General features: G+C 62.1%; 18 protein-coding genes. 5 read left to right on the forward strand and 13 right to left on the reverse strand.

The features are described from left to right. Positions 1-117: 117 nt before the first annotated feature. Positions 118-750, forward strand: a complete 633-nt coding sequence (locus tag HU763_RS21765; protein ID WP_186686485.1) for a TetR family transcriptional regulator — start codon at positions 118-120, stop codon at positions 748-750. 93 nt (positions 751-843) lie between these two features. Continuing rightward, positions 844-1941 carry an AGE family epimerase/isomerase gene (locus HU763_RS21770; protein ID WP_186686484.1) on the forward strand — a complete coding sequence of 366 codons (1098 nt, stop codon included), beginning with the start codon at positions 844-846 and terminating at the stop codon, positions 1939-1941. A gap of 178 nt (positions 1942-2119) precedes the next feature. Here HU763_RS21770 and HU763_RS21775 read toward each other — a convergent pair whose 3' ends face one another. The 6 genes from HU763_RS21775 to HU763_RS21800 form a co-directional block, all read right to left on the reverse strand. Continuing rightward, entirely contained in the window at positions 2120-2887 is a 768-nt protein-coding gene (locus tag HU763_RS21775; RefSeq protein ID WP_186686483.1) for an SDR family oxidoreductase, read from the reverse strand. Between the two features lie 593 nt (positions 2888-3480). Then, on the reverse strand, positions 3481-4197 hold the full coding sequence (locus HU763_RS21780) for an ABC transporter ATP-binding protein (protein WP_170032985.1): 717 nt from the start codon (positions 4195-4197) through the stop codon (positions 3481-3483). After that, positions 4194-5069 (reverse strand): ATP-binding cassette domain-containing protein, encoded by an 876-nt coding sequence (locus tag HU763_RS21785; RefSeq protein ID WP_019098909.1) that lies wholly within the window; start codon positions 5067-5069, stop codon positions 4194-4196. Before HU763_RS21785 ends, HU763_RS21780 begins: the two co-directional genes overlap by 4 nt. Further along, positions 5066-6367, reverse strand: coding sequence for a high-affinity branched-chain amino acid ABC transporter permease LivM (gene livM / locus HU763_RS21790; RefSeq protein ID WP_186686482.1), 1302 nt, complete (start codon positions 6365-6367; stop codon positions 5066-5068). The genes HU763_RS21785 and livM overlap by 4 nt, the downstream gene beginning before the upstream one ends. 2 nt (positions 6368-6369) lie before the next feature. Then, the gene (locus tag HU763_RS21795; RefSeq protein ID WP_013974411.1) at positions 6370-7284 is read right to left on the reverse strand and encodes an ABC transporter permease subunit; all 915 of its coding nucleotides are present in this window, start codon (positions 7282-7284) and stop codon (positions 6370-6372) included. A gap of 154 nt (positions 7285-7438) precedes the next feature. Continuing rightward, positions 7439-8575, reverse strand: coding sequence for a branched-chain amino acid ABC transporter substrate-binding protein (locus HU763_RS21800; protein ID WP_186686481.1), 1137 nt, complete (start codon positions 8573-8575; stop codon positions 7439-7441). Positions 8576-9098: 523 nt separating this feature from the next. Here HU763_RS21800 and pncB point away from each other — a divergent pair. Further along, positions 9099-10304: a nicotinate phosphoribosyltransferase gene (gene pncB, locus HU763_RS21805; protein ID WP_186686478.1), complete on the forward strand. Its 1206-nt coding sequence runs from the start codon at positions 9099-9101 to the stop codon at positions 10302-10304. A gap of 3 nt (positions 10305-10307) precedes the next feature. Next, positions 10308-11135: an ammonia-dependent NAD(+) synthetase gene (gene nadE / locus HU763_RS21810; RefSeq protein ID WP_186686475.1), complete on the forward strand. Its 828-nt coding sequence runs from the start codon at positions 10308-10310 to the stop codon at positions 11133-11135. A gap of 112 nt (positions 11136-11247) precedes the next feature. Here nadE and azu read toward each other — a convergent pair whose 3' ends face one another. Beyond that, complete coding sequence (azu, locus tag HU763_RS21815) at positions 11248-11694, reverse strand: azurin (protein ID WP_186686756.1); 447 nt, start codon at positions 11692-11694, stop codon at positions 11248-11250. A 349-nt stretch (positions 11695-12043) separates the two neighbouring features. Here azu and HU763_RS21820 point away from each other — a divergent pair, with 349 nt between their 5' ends. Further along, a complete protein-coding gene (locus tag HU763_RS21820; protein ID WP_186686472.1) occupies positions 12044-12631 on the forward strand; it encodes an LOG family protein in 588 nt (195 codons plus the stop codon). A gap of 150 nt (positions 12632-12781) precedes the next feature. Here the strand turns inward: HU763_RS21820 and HU763_RS21825 are convergent, their stop codons facing one another. The 6 genes from HU763_RS21825 to rpsF form a co-directional block, all read right to left on the reverse strand. Beyond that, positions 12782-15082, reverse strand: a complete 2301-nt coding sequence (locus HU763_RS21825; RefSeq protein ID WP_186686469.1) for a YgiQ family radical SAM protein — start codon at positions 15080-15082, stop codon at positions 12782-12784. 257 nt (positions 15083-15339) lie between these two features. Further along, a complete protein-coding gene (dnaB, locus tag HU763_RS21830) occupies positions 15340-16737 on the reverse strand; it encodes a replicative DNA helicase (protein ID WP_170033000.1) in 1398 nt (465 codons plus the stop codon). A 113-nt stretch (positions 16738-16850) separates the two neighbouring features. After that, positions 16851-17297 (reverse strand): 50S ribosomal protein L9, encoded by a 447-nt coding sequence (rplI, locus tag HU763_RS21835; RefSeq protein ID WP_003249568.1) that lies wholly within the window; start codon positions 17295-17297, stop codon positions 16851-16853. Positions 17298-17317: 20 nt separating this feature from the next. Further along, positions 17318-18181, reverse strand: a complete 864-nt coding sequence (locus tag HU763_RS21840; protein WP_186686466.1) for a hypothetical protein — start codon at positions 18179-18181, stop codon at positions 17318-17320. A 33-nt stretch (positions 18182-18214) separates the two neighbouring features. Beyond that, on the reverse strand, positions 18215-18445 hold the full coding sequence (gene rpsR, locus HU763_RS21845) for a 30S ribosomal protein S18 (protein ID WP_003249563.1): 231 nt from the start codon (positions 18443-18445) through the stop codon (positions 18215-18217). Positions 18446-18473: 28 nt separating this feature from the next. Continuing rightward, entirely contained in the window at positions 18474-18899 is a 426-nt protein-coding gene (gene rpsF, locus HU763_RS21850; protein WP_013974420.1) for a 30S ribosomal protein S6, read from the reverse strand. Between the last annotated feature and the right edge of the window lie 149 nt (positions 18900-19048).

Genomic DNA, 19048 nt, shown 5'->3' on the forward strand with positions numbered 1-19048 from the left:
ATGACCGAAAAGAACAATCTCTGTCGCAACACCGCCTCCCCTCCAGGCCCGGTCCATTGACCGGGCTTTGTTTTTTTCACTAGAGTGCCCAGCCTCACCGTCACAGAAGCTCGCACCATGCTGCCGCGCGCCGAACAGAAGCTACAGACCCGCCAGGCCCTGCTTGATGCCGCCTGCCAGCTCATGGAGAGTGGCCGTGGTTTCGGCAGTATCAGCCTGCGCGAAGTGGCGAAGACCGCCGGCATCGTACCCACCGGCTTCTACCGGCATTTCTCCGACATGGACGCCCTGGGCCTGGCCCTGGTGGCCGAGGTCGATGCCACGTTCCGCCAAACCATCCGCCTGGTACGCCACAACGAATTCGAACTGGGCGGCATTACCGATGCCTCGGTGCGCATCTTCCTCGACGTGGTCGCCGCCCACCGCGCACAGTTCCTGTTCCTGGCCCGCGAGCAGTACGGCGGTTCACAGGCAGTCCGCCAGGCCATTGCCCGCCTGCGCCAGAACATCAGCGACGACCTGGCCACCGACCTCGCACGCATGAAACGCTGGCAGCACCTGGACAGCGCGGCGCTGGCGGTAATGGCCGACCTGGTGGTGAAGACCGTGTTCGCCACCCTGCCGGAACTGATCGACAGCCCGGAGCCGGGTTATCCACAGGCGCTGACGCCGCAGGAAAAGATCACCCAGCAGTTGCGCTTCATCTTCGTCGGCGCGCGACATTGGCAGGGGTTGGGCAACCCGGGCTGATGGTTGCCGGTACTGGCCTCTTTGCCGGCACAGGCTACCGAAAACCCCAGTTCTGCTACCATGGCGCCCTGCCCGACAGCGACGAGCGCCTAAATGTCCAACCCCCGCCACACCCTGCCCGAACTGGCCCGCTTCAACCAGCATTTCGCCGAACGCATCGTGCCGTTGTGGCAAGGCCCGGGCTGGAACGCCGACATGGCCCTGCCCTACGAAGCCCTGGACGCCGAGCAGCGGCCCTTGCCGGTGCAGCGCTACCGGGCCATGGCCTGCGCGCGCCAGCTGTACCTGTTCAGCAGCCGCATCGGGCAGCCCGGTGCCGCCGAACGCGCGGCCGCCCTGTTCCGCTCGTTGCAAAAGCACTTCCACGACGCCGAACATGGTGGCTGGTTCTACAGTATCGACGCCCAAGGCAAGCCGCTGGACCGGCGCAAGGACCTGTATACCCATGCCTTCATCGTGTTCGCCTGCGCGCACTACTGGGGCAAGGTGCGCGAAAGCCTGGTGGAGTCCACCTTGAATGCCGCTCTGGGCATCATCGACCAGCAGTTCGCCCGTGGCGACGGCCTGTACGAAGCCAGCCTGGGTGAAGACTGGGCCGACCTGGGCAGCGGCCCGCTGCAGAACCCACAGATGCATCTGGCCGAAGCTTTCCTGCAAGTGCTGGCAGTACGTGAAGACGAACATACCCGGCAGTCGCTGCTGCAGCTGTGCGATGCCCTGCAGGCGCACTTCATCGAACCGGCCCATGGCCTGATGCTGGAAAAACCCCGCGACGCTGTGGATAACTGGTTCGAACCAGGGCATCAGTTCGAGTGGTTCTACCTGCTGCACACCTCGCCGCTGCTGCGTGACACGCCGCTGCATGCCTCCATCGACCGGGCGTTCGGCTTTGCCGAGCAGTACGGGGTGAAGGATGGGGCAGTGTTGGCGATGCTGGCTGTGGATGGCCAGGTACTGGATGCCACCCAGCGGATCTGGGCGCAGGCCGAATACCTGCGGGCGTTGGTGTTGCGCGTCGGTGGCGAGGCGAAGCTGGCGGGGCAGTTGCAGGCGCTGGAAGCGCGGTTCCTGCGGCAAGCGGGCTGGTATGAGTGCCGGGACGGCGAGGGAGCGGTCAGCCGGCATGATATGCCTTCGACCACCCCCTACCACCTGGCGACGTGCCTGGAAGGCTTGCAACGCCTGGGCTGACGCTGCAGCGGCCCGTAGATGCGCATTGCCCGTGTAGGAGCGGCCTTGTGTCGCGAAAGGGCTGCAGAGCAGCCCCGGGGTTTCAGCGTATATGCACAAATTGCCGGGGCTGCTTCGCAGCCCTTTCGCGACACAAGGCCGCTCCTACAAAGGGCGCACTAGCCGACCAGGTGGATACTCAACCGTTGGCTGACCGGTCGATCGAGAACCCTGCCCAGTCCTGGCTAACCGGCATCAGCTCCAGGCTGTTGATGTTGATGTGCGCCGGCTGGTTGAGGATCCAGAAAATGGTCTCGGCGATGTCCTGCGGCTGGATTGGCTCGGCACCGGCGTAGGTCGCATCGTACTTGGCCTGGTCGCCGCCGAAGCGCACCAGCGAGAATTCACTCTCGCACAGGCCCGGCTCGATGTTGCTCACGCGCACCCCGGTGCCGCGCAGGTCGCAGCGCAGGCTCAGCGAGAACTGGCCGACGAACGCCTTGGTACCGCCATACACGTTGCTGCCCGGGTACGGGTAGTTGCCTGCCACCGAGCCCACGTTGAGGATCGAGGCGCCGCGGCCATGGGCGATCAGGCGTGGCAGCAGCAGGCGGGTGGTGTAGATCAGCCCCTTGATGTTGGTATCGACCATGGTTTCCCAGTCGTCCAGGCTGCAGTTCTGCGCCGCATCCACGCCCAGCGCGAGGCCGGCATTGTTGACCAGCCCTCGCAACTTGTCGAAGCCTGCCGGCAGGTTGGCGATGGCTTGCTCCATGGCCTTGCGATCGCGCACGTCGAGCACCAGCCCATGCACTTCGGTCTTGGCTGACAGCTCGGCGCACAGGGCGTCCAGGCGCTCCTTGCGACGACCCGTGAGGACCAGTTTCCAGCCGGCCTCGGCAAAGCGGCGAGCAGTCGCCTCGCCGAAACCGGAAGTCGCGCCAGTGATGAATACGGTGGACGTCATGCTCTGTTCCTCACGGTAGGTTGTCATCGGCAGCTTTGCAGCATGCCCGCGCCGGACGCTGGCAGCAAGCCGTCGAGGCCGCTGGTCATTTTTTGTTCATAACCGGCAAACCCTTGCTGCAGAGGGCGCGGCGCCAGCTATGCGCATGTTATCCACAAGACTTTCCCCATGGATTGGGGGCAACTTGTCTGCTGGGCGGAACCCTTTCAGCGTGGCGGGGTTGGTGGATATCTTCAAGGTGATGGCGCAAGGCTTTCAAGCATGCCGCGTGTAGCGGTCTGTCCAAGGGTTTTTCACAGAGTTATCCACAGGGTGTTCGCTGCGTTGGGCGAGGCTGCAGGGCTCGCCAGAGCAGTGAAAATCACCCACAGAAGGCTTCTGATCAAAAAATAACCATGCAGCTGCAACCCTTGCTGTTCAAGGGCTCGCGCCAGGTGCCACCATGTTTTCCACAGGCGGCTCCACATTAACCGTGGAAAACATCAGCCTGTGCAAACAATGGCTTGCGACGCGCTTGTGGAGTAATTCCGGAAGGATGTGAAACAGGTTGTCCACATAGCGGACGGGGCTGCGTTTGCAGCCCCGGATACCACTCAATGACCGCCCAGATAAGCGTTGCGCACTTCCTCGTTGACCAGCAGCTCCTGCCCGGTGCCGGTCATGCGAATCTGCCCGTTGACCATCACATAGGCCCGGTCCGACAGCTTCAGTGCATGGTTGGCGTTCTGCTCGACCAGGAAGATGGTCATCCCGGTCTTGGCCAGTTCGCGCAGGGTCGAGAAGATCTGCTTGACCACGATCGGCGCCAGCCCCAGCGATGGCTCGTCCAGCAGCAACAACTTCGGACGGCTCATCAGCGCCCGGGCAATCGCCAGCATCTGCTGCTCGCCACCGGACATGGTCATGGCCCGCTGGTTGCGCCGCTCCTTCAGCCGCGGGAACAGCTCGTACATGCGCTGCATGTCTTCGTCGGCATGCTTGTCGCCGATGGGGATGGTGCCCATCATCAGGTTTTCCTCGACGGTCATGTCGGGGAACACCCGGCGCCCTTCCGGCGACTGGGCGATGCCGTTGGAAGCGATGTAGTGCGACGATTTGCGGGTAATGTCGGTGCCGCGATAGACGATATGCCCCGACGCTGCCCGCGGCTGGCCGAAAATCGACATCAGCAAGGTCGACTTGCCGGCACCGTTGGCGCCGATCAGGCTGACCGTCTCGCCCTCGTTGATGTGCATCGACACCTTTTTCAGCGCCTGGATCGGCCCGTAGAACACGTCCAGGTCCTTCAGTTCGAGAATGGGTGCAGTCATACCAGTTCCTCTTCATCGGCACCCAGGTAGGCGGCGATCACCGTCGGGTTGTGGCGGATATCCTGCGGCGCGCCTTCGGCAATCACGTTGCCGTGGTCGAGCACCACGATATGGTCGGAGATGCTCATGACCATGCCCATGTCGTGCTCGATCAGCACCACGGTGATGTCGTGCTCGTCGCGCAGCACGCGGATCATGCGGCTGAGGGCCTCGGTTTCCTGCGGGTTCAGGCCAGCCGCCGGTTCGTCCAGGCAGATGATCTTCGGCCGCGTGCACATGGCCCGGGCGATTTCCAGGCGGCGCTGCTGGCCGTACGACAATTCACCGGCCAGGCGGTTGGCGCAATCGACCAGGTCGACCACTTCCAGCCAGTAGAACGCATGGTCCAGGGCATCGCTTTCAGCCTTGCGGTAGGCCTTGGTGTTGAGCACCCCGGCCAGTAGGTTGCGGTTTACCCACATGTGCTGGGCCACCAGCAGGTTTTCCACCACCGACATTTCCTTGAACAGGCGAATGTTCTGGAAGGTCCGTGCCAGGCCGGCGCGGTTGACCAAGTGGGTACCGCCGAACATCTTGTAGTACAGGCGGTTGGCAAAGCGCGCCGGCGAGACGAAGTCCGCAGCCTGGAAGCGCTCGCCGAGCAGCTGGATGACATTGGTGTGGCTACCGCGCACGTTCAGCTCGATGCGCCCACCACTGGCCTTGTAGAAGCCGGTGAGGCAGTTGAACACCGTGGTCTTGCCGGCGCCGTTGGGGCCGATCAGGGCGAAGATCTGGTTGCGCTTGACCTTCAGGCTGACATCGCTGAGCGCCTTGATGCCACCGAACTGCATCATCAGGTTGTCGACCGAGAGAATGATATCGTCGCTCATGGCGCCACTCCTTTACGCGGGGTCACACCGGTACGGCTGATGCGGATCAGCCCACGCGGTCGCCAGATCATCATCAGCACCATGAGCACACCGAACAGCAGCACCCGGTATTCCGAGAAGCTGCGCAGCAGCTCTGGCGCCACGGTCAGGACGAAGGCCGCGATCACCACGCCCACGGTCGAGCCCATGCCGCCGAGCACGACGATGGCAAGAATCAGTGCCGACTCGAAGAAGGTGAACGAGGACGGGTTGACGAAGCCCTGGTAGGTTGCGAAGAACACCCCCGCAAGGCCAGCAGTGGAGGCGCCCAGGGTAAACGCCGAGAGTTTCACCAACACATGGTTCAGGCCCATCGAGCGGCAGGCGATCTCGTCCTCGCGCAGCGCTTCCCAGGCCCGGCCGACCGGCATGCGGGTCAGGCGGTGCTTGATGTACAGCACCGCCAGCACGACCATGAACAGCACCGCGTAGATGAACACGAACTTGAGGTTGGCGTTGTATTCGAAGCCGAAGAACTCGTGGATCGGTACCCCACCGTCCTTGGCCCGGCGGCCGAATTCCAGGCCGAAGAAGGTTGGCGACGGCGCCGGCATGCCGTTCGGGCCACCGGTGAACGACAGCCAGTTGTTCAGTACCAGGCGGATGATCTCACCGAAGCCCAGGGTCACGATCGCCAGGTAGTCACCGTGCATCCGCAGCACCGGGAAGCCGAGGACACAGCCCGCCAGCGCCGCTGCGATGGCCGCCAGTGGCAGCACGCTCCAGAAGCCCAGGCCGAGGTACTGGTAGCCCAGCGCCAGGCCGTAGGCGCCGATGGCATAGAACGCCACGTAGCCGAGGTCGAGCAGGCCGGCCAGGCCGACCACGATGTTCAGGCCGAGGCCGAGCAGTACGTAGATCAGGCCAAGGATGACCACGGTCAACAGGTACTTGTTGGCGAAGATCGGGAAGACGATGGCAATCACCACCAGCGCCGGGATGATGTAGCGCAGCCGCGACACGTAGTCCGGCGCGCGCACATGCACGCCCGAGCCACCGCTTTCGAAGCCCTGCAGCATGCGGGTGCCGGCGGCGGTCTGCAGGTACAGGCTGAGCAGGAAGCGCCCCAGCATCACCCCACCGACCAGCCAGGCCACGCGACGCGGCTCGGCATTGAAGCTGTAGCCATCGAGGACCACGCCGACGACCGGGCCAAACACGATGAGTGCCAGCAAGCCGGCGACGATGGTCTCCAGCAGGCTGCGTTTAAGGTCGAAACCCTTGGTTTCGGGAACAGCGGCAGTTTTGGCAATGGACATGTTCACACCTTAGCCACGAGCGGGCGACCCAGCAGGCCTTGCGGGCGGAAGATAAGGATCATCACCAGCAGCGAGAAGCTGAACACGTCCTTGTAGTCGGAGTTGATCAGGCCAGAGAACAGCGACTCGGAAATACCCAGGATGATCCCGCCGAGCATGGCGCCAGGCAGCGAGCCGATACCGCCGAGCACCGCGGCGGTGAACGCCTTGATGCCGATGATGAAGCCGGCGTAGAAGTCGAAGGTGCCGTAGTTCATGGTGATCAGCACGCCAGCCAGGGCGGCCATCACCGCACCGATGACGAACACGTAGGAGATCACCCGGTCGGTGTTGATGCCGAGGATCGAGGCCATCTTGCGGTCTTGCTGGGTAGCCCGGCACATGCGGCCAAGCTTGGTGTACTTGATCACGTAGGTGAGCAGGCCCATGCCCACGAATGCGGCCACCAGGATGAAGATCTTGGTGTAGGTCAGTTGCACGAAGCCGGTGCCCACTTCGACGCGCCAGGCGCCTTCGAGCAGGGTTGGCACGCCTTGCTGGCGGGCGCCCTGGCTGATCTGCGCGTAGTTCTGCAGGATCAGCGAAATGCCGATGGCACTGATCAGCGGTGCCAGGCGGGTGGAGTTGCGCAGGGGTTTGTAGGCGATGCGTTCGATGGTGAAGCCGTACACACCGGTGACGACGATGGTGAACAACAGGGTGCCCAGCATCAGCAGGGGGAACGACTCGATACCGAAGTAAGCCAGCAATGCCAGGCTGATTGCCGCGAGGTACGCGGAAATCATGTACACCTCGCCGTGCGCGAAGTTGATCATGCCGATGATGCCATAGACCATTGTGTAGCCGATGGCGATCAGGCCATAGACCGACCCGAGAGTCAGGCCGTTGACCAGTTGCTGCAGGAAAATACCATCCATAACGCAATCTCACCTGATTGAGATTGCACGAGCGCCGACCACGGCGGGCCTTGGGACTAGGCGGCCCTCGCAGCGCAGTACTGTGCAGATCTACGGATAAAGACAGGTACCGCGGGGCTTGGGCCCGGGCGTGAACCCGGGCCGTGGGCCGTTGTTATTTTTGTTTTTCCAGCTGGTGGTACTTGCCTTGGGCATCCCACTGGTAGACCACGTAGTCGGACACGGTCAGGTCACCCTTGCTGTCCCACTTCTTCTCGCCCATGACGGTCTGCACCGGGTTGGCCTTGAGCCACTTGGCAGCGTCTTCGCCCTTGTTCGACTTGGCGCCGTTGAAGGCAGCGGCCAGGGCCTGCAGCGAAGCGTAGGCGTACAGGGTGTAGCCTTCCGGCTCGGTGCCATTCTTGCGGAACTCCTCCACCACCGCCTTGCTGTCCGGCAGCAGGCGCGGGTCGGCACCGAAGGTCATGTACACGCCGTCGACGTACTGCGCGCCGCCTGCGGTGGACACCAGTTCGTCGGTGACGATGCCATCATCGGACATGAACTTGACGTCCTTCAGGCCCTGCTCGCGCAGCTGGCGCACCAGCGGGCCGGCTTCCGGGTGCAGGCCACCGAAGTACACCACGTCGGCACCGGTGGAGCGGATCTTGGTGACCACGGCACTGAAGTCTTTCTCGCCACGGGTCAGGCCTTCGTACAGCACCGGCTTGACGCCGCGTTTCTCCAGCTGCGCCTTGGTCGCGTCAGCCAGGCCTTGGCCGTAGGTGTCCTTGTCGTGCAGCACCGCGACCTTCTTGCCCTTGAGCACGTCGACGATGTAGTCGCCAGCGACGATGCCCTGCTGGTCGTCACGCCCGCACATGCGGAACATGGCGGAAAGGCCGCGCTCGGTCACCTGCGGGTTGGTCGAGCCCGGGGTGATGGCGATCACGCCAGCCTCGTCATATACCTCGGAAGCCGGGATGGTATTGGAGGAACAGAAGTGGCCGACCACGCCGATCACCTTGTCCTGGTCGACCAGGCGGTTGGCCACGGCCACGGCCTGCTTCGGTTCGCAGGCGTCATCGCCCTTGACCAGGACGATTTTCTCGCCATTCACGCCACCGGCGGCGTTGATCTTGTCGGCCGCTGCCTGCGCACCTTTCATGTACTGCTCGCCAAACGCTGCGTTTGCCCCGGTCATCGGGCCCGCTACACCGATCTTGACGTCGGCCTGAACATACGAAGAAACACCCAGTGCCGTAGCTACGGCCAGAGCCAGGAAACCTTTCTTGTAAAACGTCTGCGACATGAGGTGGTGCTCCTAGAGTTTTTTTGGTTGGCACTACAACTTCTCAGCCCTGTGCTCCGAGCAAGGGCCGTGCCATCGGTTTTGTCTTCCGGAAAAACACACCGTAGAGGGCGTCTGCAGGCGACCGACGGCCTTTTCTTTATTGAGCGTGCAACCGTCTGCCGCGCGGCGGGCGCCACCACACGTACAGACAAGGAGCAACCGTCGAGTGCCATCATTGCAACCCCGGCAAGTGTTTACGTGCAACCGGCCTGTAACAGCGGACGTCACCGAACTGCACACTGCTGGTGCGCGACTGCTACAGGCGGCACCGTTACAAGGCCTGCGCGCGCACCGAAAAACACGCTGTTTTGGCTGTTCCGGCCTCTTCGCGGGCTCGCCCGCTCCCACAGGTACTGCACCGTTCCTGAGCTCGGAGGTGTTCCTGTGGGAGCGGGCAAGCCCGCGAAGAGGCCGGAACAGCCACACGAGGCGCAAAAGGCTGGCACAATGTCCGCCATTCGCCGCTTCCGGAGCCCCTTTGATGAGCGAGAGCGCATTCGCCGAGCGCATCGTGCACAACCTGCTCGACACTGACTTCTACAAACTCACGATGATGCAGGGCGTGTTGCACAACTACCCGGACGCCGACGTCGAATGGGAATTCCGCTGCCGCAACGGCGAGGACCTGCGCCCCTATCTCGGCGAGATCCGCAACCAGCTGGAAAAGCTCAGCGACCTTACCCTCGACGACGGCCAGCTGGCCTTCCTCGAACGCATCAGCTTCCTCAAGCCCGACTTCCTGCGCTTTCTGCGCCTGTTCCGCTTCAACCTGCGTTACGTGCGCCTGGGGATAGAAGACAACCAGCTGTTCCTGCGCCTGAAAGGCCCGTGGCTGCATGTGATCCTGTTCGAAGTGCCGCTGCTGGCGATCATCAGCGAAGTGCGCAACCGCCACCTGCACCCCCGCATGCGCCTGGCCGAAGCGCGCGACCAGCTGTACCGCAAGTTCGACTGGCTACGCGCACATGCCAGCGCCGATGAACTGGCCGAACTGCAGGTGGCCGACTTCGGCACCCGTCGACGCTTTTCCAGCCGCGTGCAGGAAGAAGTGGTCCGCGTGCTGCGCGACGACTTCCCGGCCCGTTTCGTCGGCACCAGCAACGTCGACCTGGCATGGAAACTGGATGTCAAGCCGTTGGGCACCATGGCCCACGAATGGATCATGGCCCACCAGCAACTCGGCCCGCGGCTGATCGACAGCCAGATCGCCGCGCTGGACTGCTGGGTGCGCGAGTACCGCGGCCTGCTCGGCATCGCCCTGACCGACTGCATCACCATGGATGCCTTCCTCGGCGATTTCGACCTGTACTTCGCCAAGCTGTTCGACGGCTTGCGGCATGACTCCGGCGAACCGGTGGCCTGGGCAGAAAAGGCCATCGCCCACTACCAGAAACTGGGTATCGACCCGATGACCAAGACCCTGGTGTTTTCCGATGGTCTCAACCTGACCCGCTCACTGGAAATCTTCCGCGCCCTGCGTGGTCGCATCAACGTGAGCTTTGGCATCGGCACCAACCTCACCTGTGACATCCCAGGCGTGGCACCGATGAACATCGTGCTTAAAATGACCGACTGCAATGGCGCGCCGGTGGCGAAGATTTCCGACGAAGCCGCCAAGACCCAATGCCGCGACGAGAACTTCGTCGCCTATATGCGCCACGTATTCAAAGTCCCCAGCAAGGAGTAACCCATGCAAGCGGTTCAGCAAGAGATTGCCCAGGCGCTGAAGGTACAGCCGCCGTTCGCCGACGCCGCCGCGCTCGAGGCCGAAGTGGCCCGGCGCGTGGCGTTCATCAAGGATTGCCTGGCCAACGCCCGGCTCAAGACCCTGGTGCTGGGCATCAGCGGCGGCGTCGACTCGCTGACCGCGGCCCTGCTCGCCCAACGTGCCATCAACGAGCTGCGTGCCGAGACCGGTGACAAGGCCTATACCTTCATCGCGGTGCGCCTGCCTTACCATGTCCAGCATGATGAACACGACGCCCAGGCCTGCCTGGAGGTGATCAAGGCCGATGAAGTACACACCATTGATATCGCCCCGGCGGTAAAAGCCCTGGCTGGCGAAGTAGAGGAACTGAAGAACGGTTCGCCGACCTTGGTGGATTTTGTCGTCGGTAACGTCAAGGCTCGCACCCGCATGATTGCCCAGTACACCCTGGCCGGTGCGCGCGGGGGGCTGGTGATCGGCACCGACCACGCTGCCGAAGCGGTAATGGGCTTCTTTACCAAGTTCGGCGATGGGGCATGTGACCTGGCACCGCTGAGCGGGCTGGTGAAAAACCAGGTGCGGGCGATTGCGCGCAGCTTTGGTGCGCCAGAATCACTGGTGGAGAAGGTGCCGACCGCAGACCTGGAAGACCTCGAGCCGGGCAAGCCGGATGAAGCGTCCCATGGCGTGACCTACCAGCAGATCGATGCCTTCCTGCATGGGCTACCGGTTGACCAGGAAGCGTTCGACATCATCGTCGCCACCTACCGCAAGACCCAGCACAAGCGCGAAATGCCGTTCGCCCCTTAAAAGCTTCGCGGGCTCGCCCGCTCCCACAGGTACACCAGTTGCTGAGCATTATGGTGTACCTGTGGGAGCGGGCGAGCCCGCGAATAGGCCCGAACTGCCTACACAGCTTTGATTACTTGACGACGACCGTGCCTTTCATCATCGAGATGTGGCCTGGGAACGAGCAGAAGAAGCCGTAGTCTGTGCCAGCTGCCAACTTGGACACATCAAAGGTCACAGAATCTTTTTCGCCCGCGCCAATGATCTTGGTGTGAGCGATGACACGCTCGTCACCCTCTTTCAGATAGGCCTTATCGATACCAGCACTCAGGCCTTCGGTAGCGATCGGCTGCATATCAGCTGCCTTGCTGATGACAATGTTGTGGCCCATGACGTTCTTCGGCAGGTTGCCCGAATGCTCCAGGTTCACAGTGAATTGCTTGCAGCTCTTGTCGATGACGATTTCCTTGGTGTTGAAGGACATCTGGTCGGTCGAGTCGACAGTTACCGAGCACTCGGCTGCGAAGACAGAGGCGCTGGCGAGGGTCAGCAGGGATACCGCTACAGCTTTCGCAAACATCATGAATCTCCTTGGCAGGGTTTTATCAATTGCGAGACTGCCTGAAACCGTTCAGCCCCTTGCTGATATGGGTCAAGGGGCTGTCAAGCGGTCAGCCAGTAGAATTGTTCAATCGATTGTATACAACCAATTCAAGAGCACATCATGCCCTTTTATTGGACGATGGGACAACCTCTCATTTAGGAGCAATACGAAATGACCCTAGGTAGCCTGATGAACAGCCTGCTCGCGGCCTACGCCCATGGCGCGACGGGTGCGATCTGTGAATTCTCCCGTCCGGAGTGAAACCTGCCTTGGAACGGTAGCGCACGGGCCTTACCCTGTCTGCCTGAGTGACTGGAGATGAGCAATGCCCGTACGTTCCGTTTGTGTGTTCTGCGGCGCCAGCATCGGCGCCAACCCTGCCTACCGTGAAGCGGCCGTCGCGCTGGGCCAGGCGATTGCCCATCGCGGCCTGACCCTGGTCTATGGCGGTGGCGCGGTTGGCCTGATGGGCGCCGTCGCCGACGCAGCCATGGCGGCCGGTGGCGAAGTGGTCGGGATCATCCCTGAGAGCCTGATGAATGCCGAAATCGGCCACAAGGGCCTCAGCCGCCTGGAAGTGGTCGACGGCATGCACGCGCGCAAGGCACGCATGGCCGAGCTGAGCGATGCGTTCATTGCCCTGCCGGGTGGGCTGGGTACGCTGGAAGAGTTGTTTGAAACATGGACCTGGGGGCAGCTGGGATATCACGCCAAGCCGCTGGGCCTGCTCGATGTGGATGGCTTCTACGAGAAGCTGGGCGGGTTCCTCGACCATATCGTCGCAGAAGGCTTCGTGCGCCCACAGCATCGGGCGATGTTGCTGCTGGCGCAGCAGCCTGATGAACTGCTGGACGAAATGGACAACTTCGTCGCGCCGGCGGCGCCGAAGTGGGTCGACAGGAAACCTGACTGAACCTGTGATTTTGGGACCGCTTTGCGGTCCATCGCGACACAAGGCCGCTCCTACAATGAGCGTGCAAACCCTACAGTTCCGGGTGCTCGCGGTCGGTGTAGGAGCGGCCTTGTGTCGCGATGGGCTGCAAAGCAGCCCCAAAATCGCCAGTTAACGCGGGAGAACTGGCTGACGCGGCTTCTTCTTGCCCTTGCCGCCCTTGCCCGCTTCCTTGCGCTCCTTGGCCGCCTGCTGGTTACGCGCAAACGCTTCGGCCTTGGCCTTCTCGCGCTTGTCCCACGGCTTGCTGCCATCACTGCCACGTGGCGGCAGGCCGGTGTGCTGGGTAAGGATCTTCTGCTCCTTGCCGACCTTGTGGCTACCCGCCGGGGTCGAGTTCTTGCGGCGCGCGCTCTGGTAACTGTCGGTCTGTGGCTGGTGCAGCGGAATCAGCTGGTGCTTGCCCGGCCCGATCAGGTCGGCGCGGCCCATGCGCTGCAGCGCTTCACGCAGCATCGGCCAGCCCTTCGGGTCGTGGTAGCGCAGGAACGCCTTGTGCAGGCGGCGCTGCTCCTCGCTCTTGACGATCTCCACGCCTTCGCTCTTGTAGGTCACCTTGCGCAGCGGGTTCTTGCCCGAGTGGTACATGGCCGTGGCCGAGGCCATCGGCGACGGATAGAAGGCCTGCACCTGGTCGGCGCGGAAGCCGTTGCCCTTCAGCCACAGGGCCAGGTTCATCATGTCTTCGTCGGTGGTGCCCGGGTGCGCGGCGATGAAGTACGGGATCAGGTACTGCTCCTTGCCCGCCTCTTTCGAGAACTTCTCGAACATGCGCTTGAAGCGGTCGTAGGTACCGATGCCCGGCTTCATCATCTTGTCCAGCGGGCCACGCTCGGTGTGCTCCGGGGCAATCTTCAGGTAACCGCCGACATGGTGGGTGACCAGCTCCTTGACGTACTCCGGCGACTCCACGGCCAGGTCGTAGCGCAGGCCCGAGGCAATCAGGATCTTCTTCACCCCCGGCAGGGCACGCGCCTTGCGGTACAGCTCGATCAGCGAGCTGTGGTCGGTGTTGAGGTTTTCACAGATGCCCGGGAACACGCACGACGGCTTGCGGCAGTGTTTCTCGATGTCAGGGCTCTTGCAGGCGATACGGTACATGTTGGCGGTCGGGCCGCCCAGGTCGGAGACCACGCCGGTAAAGCCCGGCACCTTGTCGCGCATCTCCTCGATCTCATGCAGGATCGATTCGTGCGAACGGTTCTGGATGATGCGGCCTTCGTGCTCGGTGATCGAGCAGAAGGTGCAGCCACCGAAGCAGCCGCGCATGATGTTTACCGAGAAACGGATCATCTCATAGGCCGGGATGCGCTCCTTGCCATAGGCCGGGTGCGGCACGCGGGCGTAAGGCATGCCGAACACGTAGTCCATTTCCTCGGTGGTCATGGGAATGGGTGGCGGGTTGAACCACACATCCACCTCACCGTGCTTCTGCACCAGGGCGCGGGCGTTGCCGGGGTTGGTTTCCAGGTGCAGCACACGGTTGGCGTGGGCATACAGCACCGGGTCGTTACGCACCTTCTCGAACGACGGCAGGCGGATGACCGATTTGTCCCGGGTCATGCGCGGGCTGTCGAGAATCTGCACCACCTTGGCTTCGTTCGGGTCTTCCACCTCGCCCTTGGCCTGCTCGATGGCGCAGGCCTGGGTGTCCTGGGTGTTCACGTACGGGTTGATGATCTTGTCCACGCGGCCCGGGCGGTCGATGCGCGTGGAATCGATCTCGTACCAGCCCTCGGGCGTGTCGCGGCGCACGAAGGCCGTACCGCGCACGTCGGTGATGCTTTCGATCTTCTCGCCGCTGGCCAGGCGCTGAGCTACCTCAACCACTGCACGCTCGGCGTTGCCGAACAACAGGATGTCGGCGCTGGCGTCGATCAGGATCGAATGGCGCACCTTGTCCTGCCAATAGTCGTAGTGGGCGATCCGGCGCAGCGACGCTTCGATGCCGCCCAGCACGATCGGCACGTGCTTGTAGGCTTCCTTGCAGCGCTGGCTGTAGACCAGGCTGGCGCGGTCCGGGCGCTTGCCGGCCAGGCCGCCGGGGGTGTAGGCGTCGTCGGAACGAATCTTCTTGTCCGCAGTGTAGCGGTTGATCATCGAGTCCATGTTGCCCGCAGCCACGCCGAAGAACAGGTTCGGCTCGCCGAGCTTCATGAAGTCGTCCTTCGACTGCCAGTTCGGCTGGGCAATGATGCCCACACGGAAGCCCTGGGCCTCCAGCAGGCGGCCGATGATGGCCATGCCGAACGATGGGTGGTCGACGTAGGCATCGCCGGTCACGATGATGATGTCGCAGGAATCCCAGCCGAGCAGATCCATCTCCTCCCTGCTCATCGGCAGGAAAGGTGCTGGCCCGAAGCATTCGGCCCAGTACTTGGGATAGTCGTAGAGTGGTTTGGCTGCTTGCATGTCAGTGACCGGTTCTGGTGTGCAGGAAAATCGCGGGCGCGGAATATAGCACAAATTTTGACCAAATCCGACGATGGTTGTCGGATTCATGGATACCGATGAGCAAGGCCGCTCTGTTGGAACGGCCTGTGTCGCGATCGGGCGCGACACAAGGCCGCAAGCCAGGGGACCGCAATTGCCAGCGATAACCTGGTTCGCAGGTTTTACGGCCGCTTCGCGCCCGATCGCGACACAAGGCCGCTCCTGCACGGGCCCGGTTATTCGTCGTCGTCGAAGTTGTACATGCCCGGCGCAAGGTTTTCGAAGCGGGTGTACTTGCCGATGAATGCCAGGCGTACGAAGCCGATGGGGCCGTTACGCTGTTTACCGATGATGATTTCCGCCACGCCCTTGTGCTCGGTCTCGGGGTGATACACCTCGTCGCGGTAGACGAACATGATCACGTCGGCGTCCTGCTCGATCGCACCGGACTCACGCAAGTCGGAGTTCACCGGGCGTTTGTTCGGCCGCTGTTCCAGGGAACGGTTCAGCTGCGACAGGGCGATGACCGGGCAGTTGAACTCCTTGGCCAGGGCCTTGAGCGAGCGGGAGATCTCGGAGATCTCGTTGGTACGGTTGTCACCGGCCGAACCAGGGATCTGCATCAGCTGCAGGTAGTCGACCATGATCATGGCGATTTCGCCGTGTTCACGGGCCAGGCGACGGGTGCGCGCGCGCATTTCCGAGGGGCTGATGCCGGCGGTATCGTCGATGAACAGCTTGCGGTCGTTGAGCAGGTTCACCGCAGATGTCAGACGCGGCCAGTCATCGTCGTCCAGTTGACCGGAACGCACCTTGGTCTGGTCGATACGGCCCAGCGACGACAGCATACGCATGATCAGCGACTCACCTGGCATCTCGAGGGAGAACACCAGCACTGCCTTGTCGGTACGCAGTACGGCGTTCTCCACCAGGTTCATGGCGAAGGTGGTCTTGCCCATCGACGGACGGCCGGCAACGATGATCAGGTCGGCCGGCTGCAGGCCGCTGGTCTTCTCGTCCAGGTCGGTGAAGCCGGTGGAAACACCGGTGATGTCGCTGTCGGAGTTGAACAGCGTGTCGATACGGTCGATGGCCATGGTCAACAGCTCGTTGACCCCTACCGGGCCGCCGGTTTTCGGCCGCGCCTCGGCGATCTGGAAGATCTGCCGCTCGGCATCGTCGAGAATTTCTTCGGCATTGCGCCCTTGCGGGTTGAATGCGTTGTCGGCGATATCGGTACTGATGCTGATCAGCTGGCGCAGGGTGGCACGCTCGCGAATGATCGCGGCGTAGGCCTTGATGTTGGCCACCGATGGGGTGTTCTTGGCCAGTTCGGCCAGGTACGCCAGGCCACCGACCTGCGATGACAGGCCTTCCTTGTCCAGTTGCTCATGCAGCGTGACCACGTCGAATGGCTGGTTGGCATCAGCCAACTTGTGCACGGCGCGGAAGATCAGGCGGTGGTCATGCCGGTAGAAATCGCCGTCCGACACCTGGTCCAGTACCCGCTCCCAGGCGTTGTTATCCAGCATCAGGCCACCGAGCACGGCCTGTTCGGCCTCGATGGAATGCGGCGGCACCTTCAGGGCTGCGGTTTGCAGGTCAAGCTGTTCGGGGGTGGTGATCTCGTTCATGGCCACGAAAGAATTCTTGAGGATGAAAAAGACAAAGGGCACGGCCTGTCAAAAACAGGACCGTGCCCGATGTTAACCGCCCGGCTCACGAGGAGCCAGCCAGTCAGCGCAGCTTAGGCAGCTACGACGACCACGCGTACGGTGGCTTCAACGTCGCTGTGCAGGTGCACGGCTACGTCGTATTCGCCAACCTGACGGATGGTGCCGTTCGGCAGACGAACTTCAGCCTTGGCCACTTCAACGCCGGAGGCGGTCAGGGCGTCAGCGATGTCGTGGGTGCCGATCGAACCGAACAGCTTGCCTTCGTCGCCAGCGGTGGCAGTGATGGTCACTTCCAGCTCGGCCAGTTGGGCAGCGCGGCTTTCAGCCGAAGCTTTCTTGTCAGCGGCTGCTTTTTCCAGCTCGGCACGACGCTCTTCGAACGCAGCCAGGTTGGCGGCGTTGGCAACGGTGGCCTTGCCGAATGGCAGCAGGAAGTTACGGCCGTAACCAGCCTTAACCTTTACTTTGTCGCCCAGGTTGCCCAGGTTAGCGACTTTTTCCAGCAGGATCAGTTCCATTTGGTAAAACCTCTTAACTTTTAACCTTCACCGTTCGCGGAGTCATTCCCCTTGGGGGACTTGCGACCGCGAAAATCAATCAGGCTGTCGACAATGGCCAAAACCACCAGCAACGGATAAATCAGCTGCATGATCAGCGGCAACGTCACGTACATCCCCACCAGCCAGAAACCGGCCAGTCGGCCCTGTGCCACCAGCCCGTGCATCAAGGCGATGCCGGCCAGCACCAGTACCAGGCTCGAGGCCGATGCCAGGACGATGAACTGCGGCCCGATGAACGGGGCCACCACCATCACTGCCACCAAGACCGCCATGGTCTGTTTCGGCAACTTCAGGGCGCGAAACTCGCGACCGAAGCCTCCAGGGTTGTACAACGCTGCCTGCCAGTAGCGCGCCAGCACCAGGGCCAACACGCTGAACAATTGCACCGTCACTGCTGTGGAAGCGACCAGCACAGGGCGGATCAGCTCACCGGAAAGCACCGGTTGCCCTTCGATTTTCGGCATGGCTTCGGCAAACGCCTTGGCCAGCCCGTCGAAGGTTTGCGCCAGCGCCAGATCGAGCACGAGGCTGAAAGCCACGGCGAACACGGCACTGACCACCAACACCCGGCTCCAGGGATGCTCGGCGCGCAGCAGCGCAGCCAGGCCCAGGGCACCCGCGATCACCAGGAAGGTGATCGGATCGCCCATGACCCACACGGCCAGCCCGGCCAGCAGGCCGCCGGCGATGACCGTAGTAGCATCCTTGAACCCACGCCGCAGCAGCACAAGGCTGCTGGCAGCGGCACTCAACCAGAACAGCAGCGGCAATACCGCGCTGATGACCACCACCAGGGTGGCCTGCACACGACCGCGCATGATGAAACTTGCTAACGCTCGCATGCTAATCCCTTACTGCTTGTCGACGACCCGGTCTCAGCGGCCGTGGCTGTCGGTGTAGGGCAGCAGGGCCAGGAAGCGGGCGCGCTTGATAGCGGTAGCCAGCTGACGCTGATAACGAGCTTTGGTACCGGTGATACGGCTTGGAACGATCTTGCCGGTTTCGGATACGTAAGCTTTCAGGGTGTTGAGATCTTTGAAGTCGATCTCTTTCACGTCTTCAGCAGTGAAGCGGCAGAATTTACGACGACGGAAGAAACGTGCCATTTAATAGGCTCCTCTAAAGGTCCGTGGATTACTCGTCAGCGTTATCGCTGGAGTCGCTGTCATTGCTGTCGTCGCCGTCGGCGGATTCAGCATGCTCAGGACGCTCACGACGCTCACGGCGCTCGCTGCGGTTTTCTTCAGCCTTCAGCATCTCGGACTGGCCGGTAACGGCTTCGTCGCGACGGATGACCAGGTTACGGATAACGGCATCGTTGTAGCGGAAGTTGTCTTCCAGCTCGGCCAGGGCCTTGCCGGTGCACTCAACGTTCAGCATCACGTAGTGAGCCTTGTGAACATTGTTGATTGCGTAGGCCAGTTGACGACGGCCCCAGTCTTCCAGGCGGTGGATCTTGCCACCATCTTCTTCGATCAGCTTGGTGTAACGCTCAACCATGCCGCCGACTTGCTCGCTCTGGTCCGGGTGAACCAGGAAGATGATTTCGTAATGACGCATGAATGCTCCTTACGGGTTAGTAGTCTGCCAGTGGATCTGGTCAGACAAGGAGTGAATGACACTGGTGTGTCTTGCCAGGGAGTAGAGGCACATGCGCACCTGCCAGCTCGGCAAGGGGCGCAATTGTAGAGAAGGCGGGACACACAAGC

Origin of the sequence: Pseudomonas anuradhapurensis (genome assembly GCF_014269225.2) — a bacterium.
Lineage (GTDB): Bacteria > Pseudomonadota > Gammaproteobacteria > Pseudomonadales > Pseudomonadaceae > Aquipseudomonas > Aquipseudomonas anuradhapurensis.